Source organism: Sporosarcina gallistercoris, from assembly GCF_014836415.1.
Classification (GTDB): domain Bacteria; phylum Bacillota; class Bacilli; order Bacillales_A; family Planococcaceae; genus Sporosarcina; species Sporosarcina gallistercoris.
Window position 1 is genome coordinate 93529 of record NZ_JACSQY010000010.1, and the last position, 21600, is coordinate 115128.

Here is a 21600-nt window from a genome sequence, read left to right on the forward strand (position 1 = left end):
AAAGGATTCGCATCAGGTATTTCGTTGCGCAAATGTTGCTGTAACGCTCGGCTTTTATTCGCATAAGCTGATCCGCGCGCCGCCTTCCGCTTCAAGAGGAGTCTTTGTTAAAGATATGAATTCCGGACCTGAAAAAGCTGCTCATAAATCTCGGAAAGTGATCATAAAAACGTTATTTTGCTCATAAACGCTAGAAAGTGATCATAAATCTTGGATTCCGCTCATAACTTCAGAAAAGTGATCATAAAACCAACATAGTGATCATAAATCACGAAAAGTGCTCATAAACTCACGAATATCTATTCGTACGGCGAATTCATCTCTATTTTCCCTATCTCCCAAAGAAAAACAGGCAGCCATCCATCGGCCGCCTCCGCTTTTGGTTAGATGAGTCCTTTTCCATTGCGTTGGTTTTTCATGTCGCCGTTCAGTTTTTCGAAGAATTCGATGTTGGATTTGGATTGCCGCAATTTTTTCAGGAAACGTTCGGCAAAGTCTGGAGCGTCTGAGAATGTTTTTCGGATGGCCCATAGTTTTTCGAGCTGACCGGCTGGGACGAGAAGTTCTTCTTTCCGGGTTCCGGAGCGGCGGATGTCGATGGCCGGGAAGATTCTGCGTTCCGCGAGTGTTCGATCCAGATGCAGTTCCATGTTGCCGGTTCCTTTGAATTCTTCGTAGATGACTTCGTCCATGCGAGAGCCTGTGTCGATGAGGGCTGTCGCGAGAATGGTCAAGCTGCCGCCTTCTTCCAAGTTACGCGCCGCACCGAAGAATCGTTTCGGACGATGGAATGCCGCTGGATCGATTCCTCCGGATAACGTACGTCCGCTTGGCGGGATGATCAGGTTATAAGCACGGGCGAGTCGTGTGATGGAGTCCATGAGAATGACGACATCGCGTTTATGTTCGACGAGCCTCATAGCCCGCTCCAATACTAACTCCGCCACTTTCACGTGGTTTTCTGGAACTTCATCGAATGTGGAACTGACGACGTCTGCATCCACGGAACGCTCGATATCTGTTACTTCTTCGGGACGTTCGTCAATGAGTAAAACTATCAGTTCGGTGTCAGGATGATTTGTCGTAATCGCATTTGCAATTTCTTTCAGCAGCATCGTCTTTCCTGCTTTTGGCGGTGCGACGATCAAACCGCGTTGACCGAAACCGACTGGCGATACTAAGTCCATGATTCTTGTGGATAGATTGTTTGACTCCGTTTCCAGCTTAATGTGACGTGTCGGATAGAGCGGCGTCAATGCTGGGAAGTGGACGCGTTCGCGCGCGACTTCGGGGTTTTGCCCGTTGACTGCTTCGACTTGCAGGAGACCGTAATACCGTTCGTTCTCTTTTGGCGGACGCACTTTTCCAGTTACTTTGTCCCCGTTACGTAAGTCGAATCGTCGGATTTGAGATGCGGAAATGTAGATATCTTCAGAACTTGATGAGTAATTGATCGGCCGTAAGAACCCATACCCTTCGGATTGGATGATTTCAAGGACACCTTCCATGAAGAAGAAGCCTTCTTGTTCAGCGCGTGATTTCAGTATGGAAAAGATGAGTTCTTTTTTAGTCAGTTTGCTGTAATAGCTAATTTTATATTCCTTGGCTAGTGCATAAAGCTCTTTGAGCGTCATGTTTTCCAAGTCAGCTAAGGTTATCATTGTCATTATTGGCACCACTCTTTTAAAGTTTAGGGTAAGTATTTTTTTGGGGGTGCAGCGATCGGCTGCCGGGGTTCAAAAGAATTGCCCGGCTTGAAGTGCCGGGCAGTTTGAGGTCTATCAGTCTTTCATTACAAGGTGAGGTTTTTTGTCCATGCTATGGCGTCCCTCTACAAAGCGGATTGTTCCAGACTTCGATCGCATAACAAGTGAATGTGTTTTGGAGTGGCCTCCTGTGAATTGTACGCCGCGAAGGAGCTCACCATCTGTTACACCTGTTGCTGCAAAGATTGCGTCGTCCCCTTTCACGAGGTCGTCCATGTAAAGGACTTTGTCCACATCAATGCCCATTTTCACGCAACGCTCACGTTCTGCGTCATTCATCGGAATGAGCTTCCCTTGGATTTCTCCTCCAAGACATTTCAAACCGACTGCTGAGATGACACCTTCCGGGGCGCCGCCGAGTCCGAAGAGGATATCGACACCAGTGCCTTCGAATGCCGTGTTGATGGCACCTGCTACGTCTCCATCGTTGATCAGCTTAATACGTGCACCTGCAGCACGAATCTCATCGATAATTGCTGCATGACGTTCACGATTTAGAACTGTCGCAGTCACTTCGTTCAATTTCTTGTTTTTCGCTTTTGCAACAGCATTCAAGTTGTCAGTGACTGACGCATTGATGTCAATTTTACCAACACACTCAGGGCCTACTGCAATTTTGTCCATATACATATCAGGAGCATTCAGGAGATTTCCTTTGTCCGCGATAGCGATGACCGCGAGTGCATTCCAGCCGCCCGAGGCTACGATGTTTGTCCCTTCAAGCGGATCGACTGCAACGTCTACGAAAGGTCCTTGGCCTGTTCCAAGCTCTTCTCCAATGTATAACATCGGGGCCTCGTCCATTTCGCCTTCACCAATCACAACGACGCCCTGCATCGGAATTGTGTCAAACACCGTACGCATCGCTGTTGTTGCTGCGTCATCCGCTTCGTTTTTCAAACCTCGTCCCATCCAGTGCGATGCGGCAACTGCCGCCGCCTCTGTCACACGTACCAGTTCCATCGATAAACTGCGTTCCATCTCTAGAATTCCTCCCGTTTTCTGCTAGTTGCAGATTGTGTAACTGTTTCAATCGTTCGCTCTATTATAGCACACGTTTGAATGAGCACTAAACTGTTTTATGAATTACTCTTCGCGTCATCTTCATCAGGAACTTCCACTTTTTGGATCGTCGCACCGAGTCCCCGCAGTTTTTCAATCAAACCGCCATAACCGCGTTCAATATGGGAGATCCCTTGGATTTCAGTTTCCCCTTCTGCGATCAGACCAGCAATTACTAGCGAAGCACCTGCGCGCAAGTCACTCGCTTTCACTTTAGCCGCATGGAGCGGTGTCGGACCGTGAATGATTGCAGAACGTCCTTCGACTTTGCTGCTTGCATTCATTCTACGAAGTTCGTCAATCTGTTTGAACCTCGCGGAATAGATTGTATCGGTCAGCATCGATGCTCCGTCCGCTTGAGTGGAGAGTACACAAAACGGCTGTTGCAAGTCTGTCGGGAACCCAGGATAAACAAGCGTTTTCACATCAACCGCTTTGAGTGTCTCTGTTTTCGGAATGAAGATTTTTTCTTCGTCCTCTTCCACAACAACTCCCATTTCACGGAGTTTTGCTGTTACTGCTTCTACGTGCAGCGGAATGACGTTCTCGATAGTGACGCCATCTCCTGCTGCTGCCGCCATAATCATGAACGTCCCGGCTTCAATCCGGTCCGGAATGATCGTGTGGCGTGTTCCGTTTAAGCTTTCGACACCTTCGATGCGGATCACATTCGTACCCGCTCCCTTAATGTTGGCCCCCATATTGGATAGCAACGTTGCAACGTCAATGATTTCGGGCTCTTTCGCCGCATTTTCAATGACGGTTTTCCCTTTTGCGAGAACCGCAGCAAGCATGATGTTGATGGTCGCGCCAACACTGACAATATCCAGGTAAATTTTTGCGCCTTTCAATTCGTCAGCACGCAAGTAGATCGCGCCGTGTTCGTTCGTGACTTTGGCTCCGAGCGCTTCAAAACCTTTAATGTGCTGATCAATCGGACGTGGGCCTAAATGACAGCCACCAGGCAGACCGATGACCGCTTTTTTGAACTTCCCGAGCATTGCGCCCATCAAGTAGTACGAAGCACGTAACTTTTTCACGTTGCCATTCGGGAGTGGCATCGAAATCATTTCGGAAGGATCAATCGTCATCGTTCCATCTTGAAAGTCTACGTCGCCTCCGATATCTTCGAGCAAATTTTGTAACGTATGGACATCGGAAATTTCGGGCAGCCCTTCTATCGTAACTGGGGAATCCGCTAAAATGGACGCAGGAATGAGTGCGACTGCACTGTTTTTCGCTCCGCTAACTTTAATGTTTCCCTTTAGAGGGGTGCCGCCTTGTATTTTATATACTTCCATTTCAATCTCCTTTACACAATCACTTGTTGTCGCGGGCTTCCCAATCCTTCAAGAATTGTTCAATCCCTTTGTCTGTCAGTGGATGGCTGAACAGCTGCTGCAATACTTTAAACGGAACCGTTGAGATGTGCGCGCCTGCAAGCGCACCATTTGTAATCTGTTGCGGGCTGCGGATGGATGCTGCAATAATTTCCGTGTCGATATTATGGATTGTAAAGATGTCCGCAATCGTTTCGATCAACGCTAAGCCATCTTGACCGATATCATCGAGCCTGCCGATGAAGGGAGACACATATGTAGCTCCAGCACGTGCTGCCATCAGTGCTTGGTTCGCACTGAAAATCAATGTCACGTTCGTCTTAATACCTTCTGCTGCGAAAACTGAACATGCTTTCAAGCCTTCAGGAGTCATCGGCAATTTCACAGTGATATTTGGTGCAATTGCTGCAAGTTCACGACCTTCTTTAATCATACCTTCCGCATCGAGAGCAATGACTTCAGCACTTACCGATCCCGGAACGAGTGCCGTGATTTCTTTCAAGCGATCGTGGAATGAGATATTCTCTTTCGCAACGAGTGAAGGGTTTGTTGTGACCCCCGACAAAATCCCCCAGCTATGGGCTTCTTTAATCTCTTCGAAATTTGCTGTATCTATGAAAAATTTCATAATCCGTGTTCCTCCTTAAAATTGAAAAGGAGGAGATTCATCCGTTACCGGGATGTCTCCCCCTATAGGTTGTGTCTAGTCATTCACGCAAAAAGCTCAGTGAATCACGCTTTTTGGGAGCTTCCGAATTCACGCATTTTCCCCACAACTGTTGCTTGAATCGCTTCACGCATAGGTGCTAGGAATTTACGTGGATCGTAAACTTCCTGATCAGCCGCAAGTACTTCACGCACTTTTTTCGTTCCTTGAATTTGGTTTTCTGTGTTAACGTTGATTTTTGATGTCCCTAGTGAAATGGCACGTTGGATATCTTTTGTCGGAATCCCGGTGCCACCGTGTAAAACTAATGGCAGATCGGATTGATTCGAGATTTCTTCCATTTCCTTGAATCCGAGATTCGGTTCACCTTTGTACGGTCCGTGAACGGATCCAAGTGCAGGTGCAAGGCAATCGATATTCGTTTCATCCACAAGACGTTTACATTCTGCAGGATCCGCGTACATGACCCCTTCAGCAATGGTATCGTCTTCCTGACCGCCAACTAGGCCGAGTTCCGCCTCAACGGAAACATTTTTAGCATGTGCATATTCCACAACTTGTTTAGTAATTGCTATATTTTCTTCGATAGGTTTTGCAGAAGCGTCAATCATGACAGATGTGAATCCAGCGTCAATTGCTTCCTTACACTTTTCAAGACTCGATCCATGATCTAAGTGAATCGCAACCGGTACTGTGATTTTGTAATCGTGCATAAGACCTTTCACCATATGGACGACCGTTGTGAAACCACCCATGTAACGTGCAGCGCCTTCAGATACACCTAGGATAACCGGAGAGTTTTCACTTTGAGCTGCTTGTAAGATCGCTTGCGTATACTCCAAGTTGTTCAAGTTGAATTGCCCGATTGCATATCCTTCACGCTTACCTTTAATCATCATTTCTTTCATTGATACGAGTGCCATGTGTAGTTCCTCCTTCGAATATGAAAATGGACTGTGCTAGGTTTATATTTAGATGTATTCCATTCCCATCATATCAAAAAAACCGATCCACTTCCACTTAGGGGAACAGGCACTATCGTTCTCGCAACAACTTATCGATTGTCTGTCGCACTTCATGGATGTCAAACGGCTTCGTGAAATAGTGGTCTGCACGATGTAGCGGTCCCGGATTGGCAGACCCGATTTCGTCGTATGCCGTCATCATGACCACCGGTATCTCAGGCCTGTCACTTTTCACTTGTTGAAGTACTTCAGCCCCATCCATTCCTGGCATTTTCATGTCCAATAGGATACAGTCGGGGGCGTCATTCTCCACGCGAAGTAACGCCTCTTTACCATTTGAGGCGAGGAGGGTTTCATACCCTTCTTTTTTAAAAACTTCATCAAGCAACAGGCGTATACCAGCCTGGTCGTCCACGATCAACAACTTTTTCAAACTGCCCACTCCTTTTAAATTTAATCAATACTTTCGTCCGAATATAATAAGTTTGAATATTAATAGTAATTAGACAAAATAGCTTTAATTCCTGCTTTTATCGCGAAATGATTTCATTTTCACTATACTACTAGTTATGGAGGTGGAGTTATGAAAATGTTAACGACACAAATTGCTGGTCTCTTGCAGCGGATTGCAACGAACCATGAAGAGGCAATTGAAGATACTGCGCGGCTTCTGGCACAGGCATCTGTTGGAGACGGTCGCGTAGTGATGGCTGGACTGAACGAATTGAATGGTGTGGTGACCAATGCGCTGGAAGGAGCCGAGTCTTTTGCGAATACGATCCGGTATTCTGCTGATCTCGAATTAGGTTCAATGGATCGCGTTTGGCTCTTCACCCGGAGTTCGGTGAATGCAGAGGCACTTGAATTTGCAAGACTTTTGTCGAAACAGAATGTCACGTTTGCGGTTGTTTCATCAGAAAAAGCATCTGAAGAAAATGAACTTTCCGAGCTTGCAGATGTCTACATTTCAACAGGGATTTCCAAGGGATTGCTACCTAACGATGAGGGCGGACGTGTTGTGGAACCTCACTTGCTCGCGTCATTGTTCATTTACGAAGCAGTGAAACTTTCTTATGATGAAATGTTGATGGATTTGTAATGGGTTGGAGATTGGATACGTTTTAGTTGATAGACGCTGGGATGAGCGGGTTCGGAACGGAAATGAGCGGGTTCGGGCGCGAAACGGGCGGGTTTAGACCGGGAATGAGCGGGTCTGGACGCGGAACGAGCGGGTTTGCGCCAGGAACGAGCGGGTTCTGGCGTGGAACGGGCGGGTTTAGACCGGGAATGAGCGGGTCTGGACGCGGAACGAGCGGGTTCCGCTGAGCTTGAGTGAATTTCCTGCTTGCCATCTTATTCAACGAAAAACGCCCTATTCTGCATGATGCAGAATAGGGCGTTTTGATTTTTTTAATTTTGGTGCGCAAGTGCAGCTTCCACGAAACTTTTGATAAGCGGTTGTGGACGGGTTGGACGTGATTCGAATTCAGGGTGGAACTGACATCCGATGTAGAATGGATGACTTGGCACTTCGATAATCTCTACGAGGCGCTCATCCGGGCTGATTCCTGAAATCACCATACCTGCTTCTTCAAACTTCTTTTGGTATGCCGTGTTGAATTCATAACGATGACGATGACGCTCTTCAACTAGATCCTTACCGTATGCTTCGTGCGCTTTGGTACCTTTTTTCACTTCACATGGATAGCTGCCTAGACGCAAAGTGCTTTCGTCTTCACGGCCATTGCGGTAGTCCGGGTGCACTAAGAAGATCGGGTCGTTCGTGTGTGCATCGAATTCAACAGAGTGTGCCTGTCCTAGTCCCATCACATTACGTGCATATTCCACTGCTGCGAGTTGCATGCCAAGACCTGTACCAAGGAATGGAAGATTGTTTTTGCGTGCATAGGCAATCGCATGGACCATGCCATCTACGCCGCGCTCTCCGAAGCCTGCTGGAACGAGCAAGCCGTCAACGTCCGCTAACAATTCCGCTACGTTATCTGCAGTGACCTCTTCGGAATTAATCCACTTGATGTCAATATCCGCATCAAATGCATAGCCTGCGTGGTACATCGCTTCTACTAGTGAAATGTATGCATCCTGCAATTCCACGTATTTTCCAACGAGGGCAACACGAACCGTTTTGGATAGATTTTTCACGAGGCTGACAAGTTCTTTCATTTCGTCAATTTCAGGTTGCTTGACATCTAGACCGAGGAACTCAACGACAAGATCATCCATCTTTTGTTCGTGCAAACGCAGTGGCACTTCGTATAATGTTTCTGCGTCTCTCGCTTCGATGACTTCTTCCGGCTTAATGTTACAGAACAACGAAATCTTGTCTTTCATTTCTTGTGGAACTGGATATTCACTTCGCAACACGATCATGTTTGGCTGGATACCGAGACTGCGCAGCTCTTTCACACTGTGCTGTGTAGGTTTTGTTTTCAACTCGCCTGCTGCTTTCAAGTAAGGGACGAGTGTATTGTGGATGTACATGACATCATTTTTGCCTAAGTCCGTTTTCATCTGACGGATCGCTTCGAGATACGGTAAGGATTCGAAGTCACCTACACTGCCGCCGATTTCCGTGATGACGACGTCTGCGTGCATTTCTTGTCCAGCACGCTTGATGAGTGTTTTGATTTCGTTCGTAATGTGCGGGATAACCTGGACAGTCGCTCCGTTATACTCGCCGTTACGCTCTTTTTGAAGGACAAGTGAGTACACTTTACCCATCGTGATATTGGAATAGCGGTTCAAATCGATGTCGATGAAGCGCTCATAGTGTCCGATATCAAGATCCGTTTCTGCGCCGTCTTGTGTGACGAATACTTCACCGTGCTGAAGCGGACTCATCATTGTCGGATCGATGTTGATGTATGGATCGAATTTTTGCATCGTCACTTGTAAACCGCGATTTTTAAGAAGTCTACCTAGAGATGCTGCGTTTATGCCTTTTCCGAGTGAGGAAACGACACCGCCTGTAATGAATATATATTTCGTCATGAATGATTCCTCCAATGTGTGTAATGGTCGGGAAAAGCTGACTTTCAACCGGCGGAATAACGAAAAAACGCCCCTGCTGCAGTATTCTCTGCAGAAGGAGCGCTTAAACATCCGTTCGTTTGTCCTTTAAAAAGGAGCCCAATTAGATTGTATAGCGGAGGACTTTTAAAGTCAAGAAAAGATTATAATTCTTCTTCCTCTTCCTCTTCGTCCTCGTCGTCCTCATCTTCTTCGTCTAAATCGATGTCTTCATCAGGAATGATTTCGAGACCTTCTGCAGGATCTTCAACTTCGTCTTCGTCAGGATCCACTTCATCTTCGTCGTCATCCACGTCTTTTTCATCGCCGAGTTCTTCGTAGTCTTCTTCGAAGATTTCATCCACGTCCAAATCGTCCAGATCGTCCAACTCGTCATCGTCGTCATCCGAAGCTTTTTTCTTTTTCTTACGGGTTTTAACGACCGGTGCTGTTTCCTCTTCAATCTGATCGACTGGGTACCACTCACGAAGTGCCCATCCGCCGTCATTCATCGCCATGAAGCGACCGTCGATATTGAGGTCTGTGTAGAACTGGGGAAGGCGTTCTTCCATTACTTTTTTGCTGATGCCTGTAAGACTACGGATTTCATCCATTAGTTTCTGAAATGTAATCGCTTCTCGACGATCTTCAAAAATTGCAAAGGTGATGTCGATCATTGACTCCTCTTGTAGTTGTTCTTTTGTCATGTTTTTATAATCCATGAGATGCACGCCCTTTCTGAAGCTTCTTTCATGTATTCGACTAGTGCTTTGTTACTGTGTTTTTCTATTCGTGCGGAATCGCTTGAATTCTTTCCAGCTGATCACGAGTAAGTAGACGGCCGCGAGCAGGAAGGGAACTGCACCCAATCCTTCTCCATAGAGGAGATAGGTCAGTACGATTAGTATGATTATAATAACAAGATGAAGTGCCATCTTCAACTTCCGCACCCCTTTTCGGCCATTCTTTATAGTATACTCGGGTTTTGGGTTTAAAATCCACTGAAATTCGTTTTGTTTGTGAATAAATTCGGTTGGGCTATAGAGGGAGCTATTTTAAACTCTTGATAAACATAGAAACTAAATATTGTATGCAGCTTTCACGTTACGCGTATGGATAGTAGATAGTCTCTCTAATTCCAATTCAACAAATCAAAAATGAAAAAGCACAAAATAGAGCGAGGGGATTTCCCCCGCTCTTTTTGGTGTGTTCGTTACATGTTGCGGCGGTATTGGCCGCCTACTTCGTATAGGGCGTTGGTGATTTGTCCGAGACTTGCGACTTTCACGGTTTCCATGAGAGCCTCGAAGATATTGCCGCCAGAGATCGCAAGTTGTTTCAAGTCGGCTAGCGCTTGTTCCGCTTCACTACTGTGAGCGGATTGGAACGCGCGCAAGTTTTTGATTTGCGTCTCTTTTTCCTCTTGTGTTGCGCGTGCGAGTTCCATACTGTCGATGTCGTCTTCAGATGGCGGATTCGGGTTCAAGTATGTGTTGACGCCGATGATCGGAAGTTCGCCTGAGTGTTTTTTCATCTCGTACAGCATCGATTCCTCTTGGATTTTACCGCGTTGGTACTGGGTTTCCATTGAACCGAGGACACCGCCACGGTCGTTGAGCTTATCGAATTCCTGCAGCACAGCTTCTTCGACGAGATCTGTCAATTCTTCAGCAATGAACGATCCCTGGAGAGGGTTTTCGTTCTTCGACAAACCGTGTTCTTTCGTGATGATCATCTGTATTGCCATTGCGCGGCGCACAGATTCTTCAGTCGGTGTTGTAATTGCTTCGTCATAGGCATTTGTGTGGAGCGAGTTACAGTTATCCTGCAATGCCATAAGCGCTTGCAACGTTGTCCGGATGTCATTGAAATCGATTTCTTGAGCATGCAGCGATCGCCCTGACGTCTGGACGTGATATTTCAGCTTTTGGCTGCGGTCATTTGCGCCGTATTTCTCACGCATGGCAACTGCCCAGATGCGGCGTGCAACGCGGCCTATAACTGTATACTCAGGATCCAGTCCGTTCGAGAAGAAGAACGACAAGTTCGGAGCAAAGTCGTCGATGTTCATCCCGCGGCTCAAGTAGTACTCGACATACGTGAAGCCGTTTGCGAGAGTGAATGCAAGCTGTGAAATCGGATTGGCACCTGCTTCGGCGATATGATAGCCCGAAATGGAAACAGAATAATAATTACGCACTTTTTTATTGATGAAATACTGCTGGATGTCGCCCATCATGCGAAGTGCGAATTCTGTAGAGAAGATACATGTGTTCTGCCCCTGGTCTTCTTTCAGAATATCAGCTTGCACCGTTCCGCGGACTACTTTCAATGTCGCTTCCCGGACTTCCGTGAATTCGTCCACTGATAGGGTCCGGCCCAATTCTTCTTCCTGTTTCTTCACTTGCTGATCGATCGCAGTGTTCATGAACATCGCTAAGATAATCGGTGCCGGTCCGTTGATGGTCATCGAGACGGAAGTTGCCGGCGCACATAAGTCAAATCCATCATAGAGTTTCTTCATGTCTTCCAATGTACAAATATTGACGCCGGACTCCCCTACTTTTCCGTAAATGTCCGGACGTTCATCAGGGTCTTCTCCATATAAAGTTACGGAGTCGAATGCTGTGGACAAACGTTTCGCATCGTCGTCTTTCGACAGATAATGGAACCGTCGATTTGTACGTTCCGGTGTCCCTTCACCAGCAAACTGGCGCTTCGGATCTTCCCCTTCACGTTTGAATGGGAATACGCCTGCTGTGTACGGATACGATCCCGGGACGTTTTCTTTATAGACCCAACGAATGATTTCACCGTAATCTTTGAATTTCGGCAACGCGACTTTAGGGATTTTCAATCCGGATAAACTCGTTGTCGTCAGTGCTGTGCGGAGTTCTTTGTCCCTGACCTTCGTCACGAATTCGTCTTGAGCATACGCGTCTTTCAACGTATTCCAGTTATCCAGAATGCGTCTGGATTCAGCCGTCATCTCATCGCGCACGTTGTCGTGCAGCGTTTCAAGTGATTTCACGAGTGCATCATCGGGTGTTTTCTCACGTACTTCCGAGAGCGCCCCTTCTAGCTGATACAATCTCGTTGCAAGGTGCGCCTGCTGTTCTGCGTGTTTATGGTAACCGCGGACTGTCGTTGCAATTTCACGTAGATATTGCAAGCGGTCGTTCGGGATGATGACGTTCTGCTTCTGTGTTTTTACGAACTCGGTATAAGACGTCGTCCAGTCCGTTCCGCATTTTTTGTTGAGCGTGTCAACAATTGCTGCAAACAAAGTATTCGTCCCCTTGTCATTGAACTGACTTGCGATTGTGCCATACACCGGCATCGAATCCAGCGGTTCATCAAAAAGAAGGCGACTGCGTTGGTATTGTTTTTGGACTTGATTCAACGCGTCTTCAGAGCCTTTGCGTTCGAATTTATTGATGGCGATCAAGTCCGCAAAGTCGATCATATCGATTTTCTCGAGCTGAGAAGGTGCGCCGAATTCGCTCGTCATGACGTACATCGATACGTCTGAAACCTCATCGATTTCCGCGTCCCCTTGCCCGATTCCGCTTGTTTCCACGATAATCAAGTCGTAACCCGCCACTTTGACGATATCGAGCACGTCTTTCAATGCACCTGATAGTTCAGTACGGGACCCGCGAGTGGCCAGACTGCGCATGAAAACGCGTTTGTTGAAGATGGCGTTCATCCTGATCCGGTCACCTAGGAGCGCTCCGCCCGTTTTCTGTTTCGTCGGGTCGATCGATAGGATTGCGACTTTCCGATCCGGGAGTTCGTGGAGGAATCTGCGGATCAATTCGTCAGTCAACGAACTTTTACCTGCCCCCCCGGTTCCGGTAATCCCGAGAACCGGCGTCCCTTTGGATAGTTCACGTGCACGATCCAGCAGCGTTTTCGCTTTCTCGTCTTGGTCGTCATAATGCTCTTCGGCATACGTGATAAGGTTCGCTAACAGCTCCGGTTTCGTCGTTTCAACTTGTTCCAAATAGGCCATTTCGTCCTTCACTTCCGTTGCATAGTCACACTCTTCGACCATGCGGTTGATCATCCCTTGAAGGCCGAGTTTGCGACCGTCTTCCGGAGAGAAGATCCAGGCGATGCCGTATTGGTGCAGCTCTTTAATTTCCTTCGGGATAATGACCCCGCCTCCGCCGCCATAGATTTTAATATGGCCTGCGCCACGCTCTTTCAATAAGTCGTACATGTATTTGAAGTACTCAACGTGTCCCCCTTGGTAGGATGAAATCGCGATACCTTGCACGTCTTCCTGGATTGCCGCGTTCACGACTTCTTCGACAGAACGGTTATGGCCGAGGTGGATGACTTCTGCACCCGTCGACTGTAAAATGCGTCGCATGATGTTAATGCTCGCATCGTGTCCGTCAAATAGACTTGAAGCAGTGACAAACCGAACGTGATGTGTCGGTTTGTAAATCTCTTGTTGCATTTCAGCTGTTGCCATATTCGTACACCCCTTTTGCTTTGTTTTCCATTTCCCCATTCGTTAATTGCAGACCGGTTTGACCAATCCGTTCAGAAGCTGATCGGTTTGAAATTCAATATAGCCGTCCAATTCATACATCTGTTGCAGTTCCCATCTGCGGAATGCCCACATCTGTCCTTGGATGACGATGTGGTGTGCCGCAAGCTTGACACTGCTATCCTCAATGCGGAGCTCCCCAGCGTCCGCGCATGCACGCAGTAAGGTTTCGAATAATCCCGTCATGGCCCGTTCTTTTTCAAGTACATAGTCAAGAGCATTTTTCGGCAGCGACTTCGACTCCTGATACATGACGACGAATTCATCAGACAAGTCATCGACGAGCCGGTAGTAGACATCTATCGCGCGCGTCAGTCCGTCAATCGTCGCTTCCTCGTCTGCAATCCCCGAAAGACGGTGCTGCACTTCGTTGTAGATGGTGTCACAGACGAGGTACAGCACGTCTTCTTTCGTGCGGATATATTCGTAGAGGGTGCCGATACTGAATCCGGCTTCTTTTGCGATTTCACGCGTCGTCGAGCGGTGGAATCCTTTTTGTTTGAATAACCGAACAGCGCCTTGAATGATCTGATCACGACGTTTTTCGATTAAGTCGCCATCTTTTACAGACGACTTTACTTGGTGTTTCAGTTCCATCATCTGACCCCCTTTTTACTTCGTCAGCATACGGGAGATGACGAGTCGCTGCACTTCTTGCGTACCTTCGTAAATTTGTGTGATTTTTGCGTCGCGCATGAAGCGCTCGACCGGATAGTCTTTCGTATATCCGTATCCGCCATAGACTTGAACCGCTTCTGTTGTGACTTTCATTGCCGTGTCGCCTGCCATCAGTTTCGCCATTGCCGATGCTTTTCCGTACGGAAGGTTGTTGGACTCGAGCCACGCTGCCTGGTACGTGAGCAGACGGGATGCTTCAGTTGAGGTTGCCATGTCTGCAAGTTTGAATCCGATTCCTTGGTTGGCTACAATCGGCTTGCCGAACTGTACGCGCTCTTTTGCATAGTCTGTTGCATGGTCGAGTGCACCTTGAGCGATCCCGACTGCTTGTGCAGCAATTCCGTTCCGACCGCCGTCGAGTGTTTTCATCGCGATGATGAACCCTTGCCCTTCTTCACCGAGCATGTTTTCTTTCGGTACGCGGCAGTTGTCGAAAATGATTTCCGTCGTTGGCGATGAACGGATGCCGAGCTTTTTCTCTTTTTTGCCGACAGAAAAACCAGGATAGTCCGCTTCGACGATGAATGCCGTAGTTCCTTTGTGCTTGGAATCCGCATCCGTGACCGCAAATACGATGTAGATATCTGCAATTCCGCCGTTTGTGATGAAGATTTTCGAACCGTTCAACACATAGTCATCGCCGTCCAGTTTAGCGGTTGTTTTCATGCCGCCAGCGTCAGAACCTGAACCCGGTTCAGTAAGTCCATATGCACCGATTTTCGTACCTTCTGCCATCGGACGAAGGTATTTTTGCTTCTGTTCTTCAGTTCCGTATTTGAAGACAGGCCATCCTGCGAGTGATGTGTGCGCAGAAAGTGTGACTCCAGTTGATGCACAAACGCGTGACAGTTCTTCGACTGCGATCACGTATGCGAGATAGTCACTGCCGATGCCGCCGTATTCTTCCGGCCAAGGAATTCCTGTCAATCCGAGTTCCGCCATCTTTTTGAATAAATCCATATCGAAGCGTTCTTCTTCGTCACGTTCTGCAGCAGTCGGAGCGACTTCTTTCTCTGCAAAGTCGCGAACCATCTTGCGGATCATTTCGTGTTCTTCAGAAAGTGTAAAGTTCATGGTGAGTTCCTCTTTTCTTTTGGATTCATTGATTAGGGTATTCATGTTTTCGGGTCGCTTGAGCGGATTCGCTGGATGCTTGATCACTTTTGGCTGCGCTTGAGCGGATTCACCTGTTGCTTGATCACTTTCCGCGCCGCTTGAGCGGATTCACCTGCTGCTTGATCACTTTCCGCTGCGCTTGAGCGGATCCACCTGTTCCTTGATCACTTTTCGCGCCGCTTGAGCGGATTCGCTGGGTGCTTGATCACTTTTCTCTATTTGGAGAGGGGATGAGATTGCTAGGATTGATTCCCACTCATTCCCTTTCTGTCTCGCTAATCATTTTGTAAGATTCTTAGAAATTACGATGCGCTGGATTTCGCTTGTGCCTTCATAGATTTGAGTGACTTTGGCGTCGCGGAAGTAACGCTCGACGGGATAGTCTTTTGTATACCCATAGCCGCCGAATACTTGGACGGCTTCAATCGCGTTGTCCATTGCCGTTTGGGAGGCGAACAGTTTTGCCATGGAGGCTTCTTGTGCGCACGATTTCCCTTCAGCACGCAATTGAGCTGCTCGGTAAACGAGTAAGCGGGATGCTTCTGTAGCGGTGGCCATGTCAGCAATCTTGAAGCCGATGCCTTGGTTCGCAGCAATCGGTTTGCCGAATTGGACGCGTTCCTTCGCATAGTCAGTAGCTGCTTCGAGCGCCGCTTCCGCGATTCCGAGCGCTTGTGCTGCGATTCCGATTCTGCCGACGTCGAGGTTTGCCATCGCAATTTTGAAGCCTGCATTTTCTTCGCCTAGCAAGTTGGATTCAGGTACGAACATGTCTTCGAATGTGAGCTGAACGGTACGAGAGCCATGCATGCCCATTTTGTCTTCGTTTTTCCCGATGACTAAACCAGGAGTATCGCCATCCACGATGAATGCCGAGATGCCATAGGAACCTTTGGACGGATCCGTGGCGGCGAAGACGATGTAAACGTCCGCTTCCCCTCCATTTGTGATGAATACTTTCGAGCCGTTCAGGACGTAACCGCCGTCCTTTTTCACAGCGCGTGTTTTCAGGGATCCCGCGTCCGAGCCCGATGCAGGTTCTGTCAGACAGAACGCACCTAGTAATTCGCCAGCTGCCATTCTCTTCAGGTAGCGTTCTTTCTGCTCTTCTGTTCCGAAGTAGAGAATCGGATTGGTACCGACGGATGTATGTACGGAAAGGATGACTCCGACCGTTGCGTGCACTTTAGAAAGTTCGTGGATTGCACTAATGTACGAGACGAAATCCATACCAGCGCCGCCATATTCTTCAGGGACGGTGATGCCCATAAGTCCGAGCTCACCCATCTTCTTGACGATTTCTGTTGGAAATTCATCCGCCTCCAAGTTAGGAATGAACGGTTCAATTTCTGCTTTTGCAAAGTCTTTGACTAGTTTGCGCATCATCTGTTGTTCTTCGGTGAATTGGAAATCCATAGGTTAATCCCCTTTTATGAGTACGAGTAGAAGCCCCGTCCTGATTTTTTGCCGAGCCAGCCGGCGTTTACGTATTTACGCAGCAATGCACACGGTCGATATTTAGGATCACCGTAGCCTTCTTGCAGCGTTTCCATGATGTAAAGGCATGTGTCAAGTCCGATAAAGTCTGCGAGTTGAAGTGGTCCCATCGGGTGGTTCATCCCAAGTTTCATCACTTCGTCGATCGCTTCCTTCGTTGCGACCCCTTCTTGCAATGTGAAAATCGCTTCGTTGATCATCGGCATAAGGATGCGGTTTGCGACAAATCCAGGGAAGTCGTTCACTTCTACAGGCACTTTTCCAAGTTTGTTCGTCATGTCTTCGACCGATTGATAAACGGAGTCCGATGTGGACAAACCACGGATGATTTCAACGAGTTTCATGACTGGCACCGGGTTCATATAGTGCATGCCGATGACTTGTTCCGGCCGCTTCGTTGCCGCTGCAATTTCCGTGATCGGGAGTGAGGATGTGTTCGTTGCAAGAATTGTGTGCGCCGGTGCAATTTCGTCTAATTGTTTAAAGATGGATTTTTTGATGTCCATATTTTCAACTGCTGCTTCGATGACGATATCTACATTTTTAGCGTCGTGGATATCCAATGATTTCGTGATGCGTCCGAGGACTGCTTGCTTTTCCTCTTCTGTCATTCGTTGTTTTTCAACGCTGCGTGCCAAGTTCTTTTCGATGACGGCGATTCCTTTTGCATACGATTCCTCTTTCACGTCATTGAGGGTCACATTGAATCCCGCTTGTGCGCAAACTTGTGCGATGCCGCCGCCCATTTGACCAGCGCCGATTACCATTACGTTTTGAATGTTCATGTCTATTCATCCTTTCCGTGTCATGTTGATAGATGGTGCAAGCTTTTAGTGGCTCAGCTGGAGTTTTTCAACCTCGTTACTTGGAGATGCTCATAAAGTTGAGATTGTGATCATAAACTTGTGATTCCGCTCATAAATCTCGGATTGTGATCATAAATCAGGAATTACGCTCATAAATCTCGAAATGTGATCATAAAATCACAAAACTGCTCATAATCCCCGAAAAATGATCATAAATTCCGAATTCCGCTCATAAACTATCAGCGCAACAAGTTGGTTCGCCTTGCTAGTTATTGCTTCGGTACTTCGATCATGATTGCGTCGCCTTGACCGCCGCCTGAACAGATGGCTGCGATACCGATTCCTCCACCTCTGCGTTTCAATTCATACGCAAGTGTCAGAATGATACGAGCTCCACTTGCACCGATTGGGTGTCCGAGTGCGACTGCACCGCCGTTGACGTTCACTTTTTCCGGGTCTAGCCTTGCAATATCCGAACTGGCAAGTGCAACCACTGCGAATGCTTCATTGATTTCAAATAGATCGATGTCTTCAATCGATTTGCCTGTTTTCTTCAAGATTTCATTGATGACGAGGCCTGGAGTTTGCGGGAAGTTTTCAGGCTCGACTGCGACTTCTGCGTGGCCGATTACAGTTGCGAGGACGTTTTTGCCTTCGCGTGCTGCCCGTTCATCGCTCATCAACACGAGTGCGCATGCGCCGTCGTTCACTCCAGGCGCGTTTCCTGCAGTGACGGTGCCATCTTTACCGAATGCCGGCCGAAGTTTCGCGAGCACATCGAGTGACGTATCTTTACGCGGCGCTTCGTCTCTGTCGACTACGATTGGATCACCTTTACGCTGCGGGATTTCCACGGGTGTGATTTCATCCGCAAATAATCCTTTTTCCATAGCGGTCACAGCACGTTGGTGACTGCGAAGCGCCCATTCGTCTTGTCGTTCACGCGTCACATTGAATGCTTCTGCAGTTGAATTCCCGAACGTACCCATGTGCACATTTCCAGGAGAGAACGAATCGGAAAGTCCATCGTAGATCATGCCATCAACGAGTGTCGCGTCTCCCATACGTAAGCCGAAACGACCTTTTGGCAAGTAGTACGGCGCGTTCGACATCGACTCCATACCGCCTGCAACGATGACTTCTTCGTCCCCAAGTCGGATAAGCTGATCACCTAGCGTCACACTTCGCATACCCGATGCGCAAACTTTGTTGATAGTCTCCGTTTTCACATTCCACGGGAGTCCTGCTTTTACCGCAGCTTGTCTTGAAGGAATCTGTCCTTGCCCCGCTTGTAAAACCGTTCCGAAAATCACTTCGTTTACATCTGTAGCCTCAACGTTAGAGCGTTCCAGAGCGGCCTTGATTGCTGCTCCGCCTAAATCACTTGCAGAGAGGGTTTGGAGTGCTCCGCCCATTTTCCCAAAAGCAGTTCGTGCGCCGTCAATCAATACTGTTTTAACCATTTTCATCATCCTCCAGTTTTTTGATAGCGTTTACATTTCGGCTTAGCAGGAGCGACTGAACGCTCGCTCGGTAAGGGTTCATCAGAAAGGGGAAGCATTAGTGCTCCCCCTCGAATGATTTAATTCATAATTCTGTTCTGTTCGACTGTCTTAATTGTAGGACAAATCTGGCAGTCTGGCAAACTTTTTTCACTGTAGAACGGGTTCCAGCTCAGATTCGGAACCATCTGCAATTTCTTCCCCGAATACAGAACGTTCGAGAAGTTCTGCAATGTCATACGTTCCTACCGTTTCTTCCACTTCGATCGCTTTCGTTCCGTCAGACAGCATCGTCAAGCAATACGGACATCCGGAAGAGATGATTCCCGGTGTCACTTCCATTGCTTGCTCCGTCCGAGCGACGTTGATGCGGTGACCAGCGTCTTCTTCCATCCACATAAGACCTCCGCCGGCGCCACAGCACATGCCGTCTTGTCGGTTTCGTTTCATCTCGACCAGGTTGACGCCTGGAATGGATTTCAAAATTTCGCGTGGTGCATCGTAGACGTCATTGTAACGACCGAGGTAACACGAATCGTGGAACGTGATCGTTTCGTCGATTGAATGCTGCGGTTTCAAGCGCCCTTGTTGGACGAGTTCATGTAACAGTTCGGTATGGTGAAGCACTTCAGCGGTGAAGCCGAAGTCAGGATACTCGTTTTTGAAAATGTTGAACGCATGCGGGTCGATGGTGACTATTTTCTTCACTTCCGCTTTTTCGAATTCCGCGATATTCGCAGTCGCAAGTTCCTGGAATAGGAATTCGTTTCCGAGACGACGCGGAGTATCTCCGGAGTTCTTTTCTTTGTTGCCAAGAATTGCGAAGGAAACCCCTGCTTCATTCAACAAGTGGGCGAAGGACAACGCGATTTTCTGTGAACGGTTGTCGAATGCTCCCATTGAGCCGACCCATAGCAAGTATTCGAATGATTCGTCTGCTTTTTTCAGTTCCTTCACCGTTGGAATCTTAAGATCCGGACGTGCGTCACGCCAGTTCTCTTTCTCTTTACGGTTCAGTCCCCATGGATTTCCTTGGCGTTCAATGTTCGTCATCGCGCGCTGTGCATCCGCATCCATTTTCCCTTCCGTCATCACGAGATAACGGCGGAGGTCGATGATTTTATCAACGTGTTCGTTCATAACCGGACATTGGTCTTCACAGTTACGGCACGTCGTACATGCCCAAATCTCTTCTTCAGTGATCACATCGCCAATCAATGATGGATTGTAGATATCGTCCATTGTTGCACCTTCGAGACCAGCAGCCAGCGCAATCTGGTTCCCTTTTGTATGACTGAACATGAATGAAGGCACCCAAGGTTTCTGTTTCGTTGTCAATGCCCCCGTGTTCGTCAAATTATCGCGTAGTTTTGTGATCAAATCCATCGGTGACAGCATTTTTCCTGTTCCGGTGGCTGGACACATATTCGTACAGCGACCGCATTCCACACACGCATACAAGTCGATCATTTGCAGCTGTGTGAAATCCGTGATTTTACCGACACCAAGAGTTGGCATCTCCTCTTCATCTTCAATTTCTTCAAGCGCTTCAAAATCGATTGGCGCAAGTTTCCCGCGACGATCGAAACGCATCATGTACGTATTGACCGGTCCGGCGATCAAGTGTGCGTGCTTCGATTGCGGCACATACACGAGGAATGTGAGCAATGTAAGCAAGTGAACCCACCATGCAACGAAGAAAATCGCTGCTGCCGCCGTCGGTGACAGGAAACTGAAAACGATTGCAATTCCTGACGCCATAGGTTCAGTCCACGTCGTTGCGTGGCCATGCCAAATCATGTTCATGCCGTTTGCGACAAGTGTGGAAATCATAAGCGATCCGATGAAGATCAAAACAAGCCCTGACTTCCAGCCGCGTTTCAGGCGTACAAGTTTTTCCATGTAACGACGATAGAATGCCCATACAACCGCTACTAAGATGACCGCAACCACAATCTCCTGGAAGAAAGTGAAGAATGGATAGACCGGGCCGAATGGTAAGTGTGAATCCGGTTTCAATCCTTTCCAAATCAGATCGATTGCACCGAATTGAACGAGCAGGAATCCATAGAAGAACATGACATGGATCGTACCGCTCTTTTTATCTTTCAATAATTTCTTTTGTCCGAATACGTTTACCCATACTTCTTTCAAGCGTTTTTGAACGTTGTTGTCAAAGTCTTCTTTTTGCCCGAGTCGGATGAATTGTGTGCGTGTTTTGATCAAATATGTAAACAGCGCCAGCCCATATGCGACAACACCTAGGAACAAAACCCAGTTGGCGATTAATAAAGGTGTCATGATGTCCTCCCCTTTGTGTGTATGTAGTGAATGTTCTTACTAGTCTAGACGAATTAAAGCGTTTTGTCGATGCATTACTTACTAGTTTAAGATATGAATGAGCATTCAGTCAATGAAAATTTTGAAATGGTAGTGAATTCTGATGAAGAGGTTATCGGACGTGAACGAAGCTGGGTATTCGTGAATGAATTGCTATATGAGTAGCTTGAGCGGGGTGAGAATACGACTTGGATTTTGATATTTATGAGCATTTTGGTGGGTTTATGAGCTGTTTTTCTGGGTTTATGAGCACTTTGATGAGTTTATGAG

At 47.6% G+C, this 21600-nt stretch carries 18 protein-coding genes; 2 read left to right on the forward strand and 16 right to left on the reverse strand.

All coding sequences use genetic code 11. The features are described 5' to 3' along the window. Positions 1-383: 383 nt before the first annotated feature. The 6 genes from rho to H9659_RS12700 form a co-directional block, all read right to left on the reverse strand. Complete coding sequence (rho, locus tag H9659_RS12675; RefSeq protein WP_191691126.1) at positions 384-1667, reverse strand: transcription termination factor Rho; 1284 nt, start codon at positions 1665-1667, stop codon at positions 384-386. 114 nt (positions 1668-1781) lie between these two features. Continuing rightward, positions 1782-2747: a class II fructose-bisphosphatase gene (glpX, locus tag H9659_RS12680; protein ID WP_191691128.1), complete on the reverse strand. Its 966-nt coding sequence runs from the start codon at positions 2745-2747 to the stop codon at positions 1782-1784. 98 nt (positions 2748-2845) lie between these two features. Continuing rightward, positions 2846-4129, reverse strand: a complete 1284-nt coding sequence (locus tag H9659_RS12685; protein WP_191691130.1) for a UDP-N-acetylglucosamine 1-carboxyvinyltransferase — start codon at positions 4127-4129, stop codon at positions 2846-2848. A gap of 19 nt (positions 4130-4148) precedes the next feature. Beyond that, positions 4149-4796, reverse strand: a complete 648-nt coding sequence (gene fsa / locus H9659_RS12690) for a fructose-6-phosphate aldolase (protein WP_025785577.1) — start codon at positions 4794-4796, stop codon at positions 4149-4151. A 104-nt stretch (positions 4797-4900) separates the two neighbouring features. Then, complete coding sequence (locus H9659_RS12695; protein ID WP_191691132.1) at positions 4901-5758, reverse strand: class II fructose-bisphosphate aldolase; 858 nt, start codon at positions 5756-5758, stop codon at positions 4901-4903. A 112-nt stretch (positions 5759-5870) separates the two neighbouring features. Continuing rightward, positions 5871-6233 carry a response regulator gene (locus H9659_RS12700; RefSeq protein ID WP_191691134.1) on the reverse strand — a complete coding sequence of 121 codons (363 nt, stop codon included), beginning with the start codon at positions 6231-6233 and terminating at the stop codon, positions 5871-5873. Positions 6234-6383: 150 nt separating this feature from the next. Here H9659_RS12700 and H9659_RS12705 point away from each other — a divergent pair, with 150 nt between their 5' ends. Further along, positions 6384-6899, forward strand: coding sequence for a DUF2529 family protein (locus tag H9659_RS12705; RefSeq protein WP_191691136.1), 516 nt, complete (start codon positions 6384-6386; stop codon positions 6897-6899). 26 nt (positions 6900-6925) lie between these two features. Next, positions 6926-7126, forward strand: a complete 201-nt coding sequence (locus H9659_RS12710) for a hypothetical protein (RefSeq protein ID WP_191691138.1) — start codon at positions 6926-6928, stop codon at positions 7124-7126. Between the two features lie 84 nt (positions 7127-7210). Here H9659_RS12710 and H9659_RS12715 read toward each other — a convergent pair whose 3' ends face one another. The 10 genes from H9659_RS12715 to H9659_RS12760 form a co-directional block, all read right to left on the reverse strand. Continuing rightward, entirely contained in the window at positions 7211-8812 is a 1602-nt protein-coding gene (locus tag H9659_RS12715) for a CTP synthase (protein ID WP_191691140.1), read from the reverse strand. A gap of 182 nt (positions 8813-8994) precedes the next feature. Beyond that, the gene (gene rpoE, locus H9659_RS12720; protein ID WP_191691142.1) at positions 8995-9552 is read right to left on the reverse strand and encodes a DNA-directed RNA polymerase subunit delta; all 558 of its coding nucleotides are present in this window, start codon (positions 9550-9552) and stop codon (positions 8995-8997) included. A gap of 51 nt (positions 9553-9603) precedes the next feature. Beyond that, a complete protein-coding gene (locus tag H9659_RS12725; RefSeq protein ID WP_191691144.1) occupies positions 9604-9771 on the reverse strand; it encodes a hypothetical protein in 168 nt (55 codons plus the stop codon). Between the two features lie 272 nt (positions 9772-10043). Continuing rightward, positions 10044-13313 (reverse strand): fused isobutyryl-CoA mutase/GTPase IcmF, encoded by a 3270-nt coding sequence (gene icmF / locus H9659_RS12730; protein WP_191691146.1) that lies wholly within the window; start codon positions 13311-13313, stop codon positions 10044-10046. A 42-nt stretch (positions 13314-13355) separates the two neighbouring features. Continuing rightward, complete coding sequence (locus tag H9659_RS12735; RefSeq protein ID WP_191691148.1) at positions 13356-13988, reverse strand: TetR/AcrR family transcriptional regulator; 633 nt, start codon at positions 13986-13988, stop codon at positions 13356-13358. A 15-nt stretch (positions 13989-14003) separates the two neighbouring features. Continuing rightward, entirely contained in the window at positions 14004-15143 is a 1140-nt protein-coding gene (locus H9659_RS12740; RefSeq protein ID WP_191691150.1) for an acyl-CoA dehydrogenase, read from the reverse strand. Between the two features lie 321 nt (positions 15144-15464). Next, on the reverse strand, positions 15465-16601 hold the full coding sequence (locus H9659_RS12745) for an acyl-CoA dehydrogenase (RefSeq protein ID WP_191691152.1): 1137 nt from the start codon (positions 16599-16601) through the stop codon (positions 15465-15467). A 14-nt stretch (positions 16602-16615) separates the two neighbouring features. Beyond that, positions 16616-17467, reverse strand: coding sequence for a 3-hydroxybutyryl-CoA dehydrogenase (locus tag H9659_RS12750; RefSeq protein ID WP_191691154.1), 852 nt, complete (start codon positions 17465-17467; stop codon positions 16616-16618). Positions 17468-17757: 290 nt separating this feature from the next. Further along, entirely contained in the window at positions 17758-18951 is a 1194-nt protein-coding gene (locus tag H9659_RS12755) for an acetyl-CoA C-acetyltransferase (protein WP_191691156.1), read from the reverse strand. 189 nt (positions 18952-19140) lie between these two features. Then, on the reverse strand, positions 19141-21291 hold the full coding sequence (locus tag H9659_RS12760; protein WP_191691158.1) for a heterodisulfide reductase-related iron-sulfur binding cluster: 2151 nt from the start codon (positions 21289-21291) through the stop codon (positions 19141-19143). Between the last annotated feature and the right edge of the window lie 309 nt (positions 21292-21600).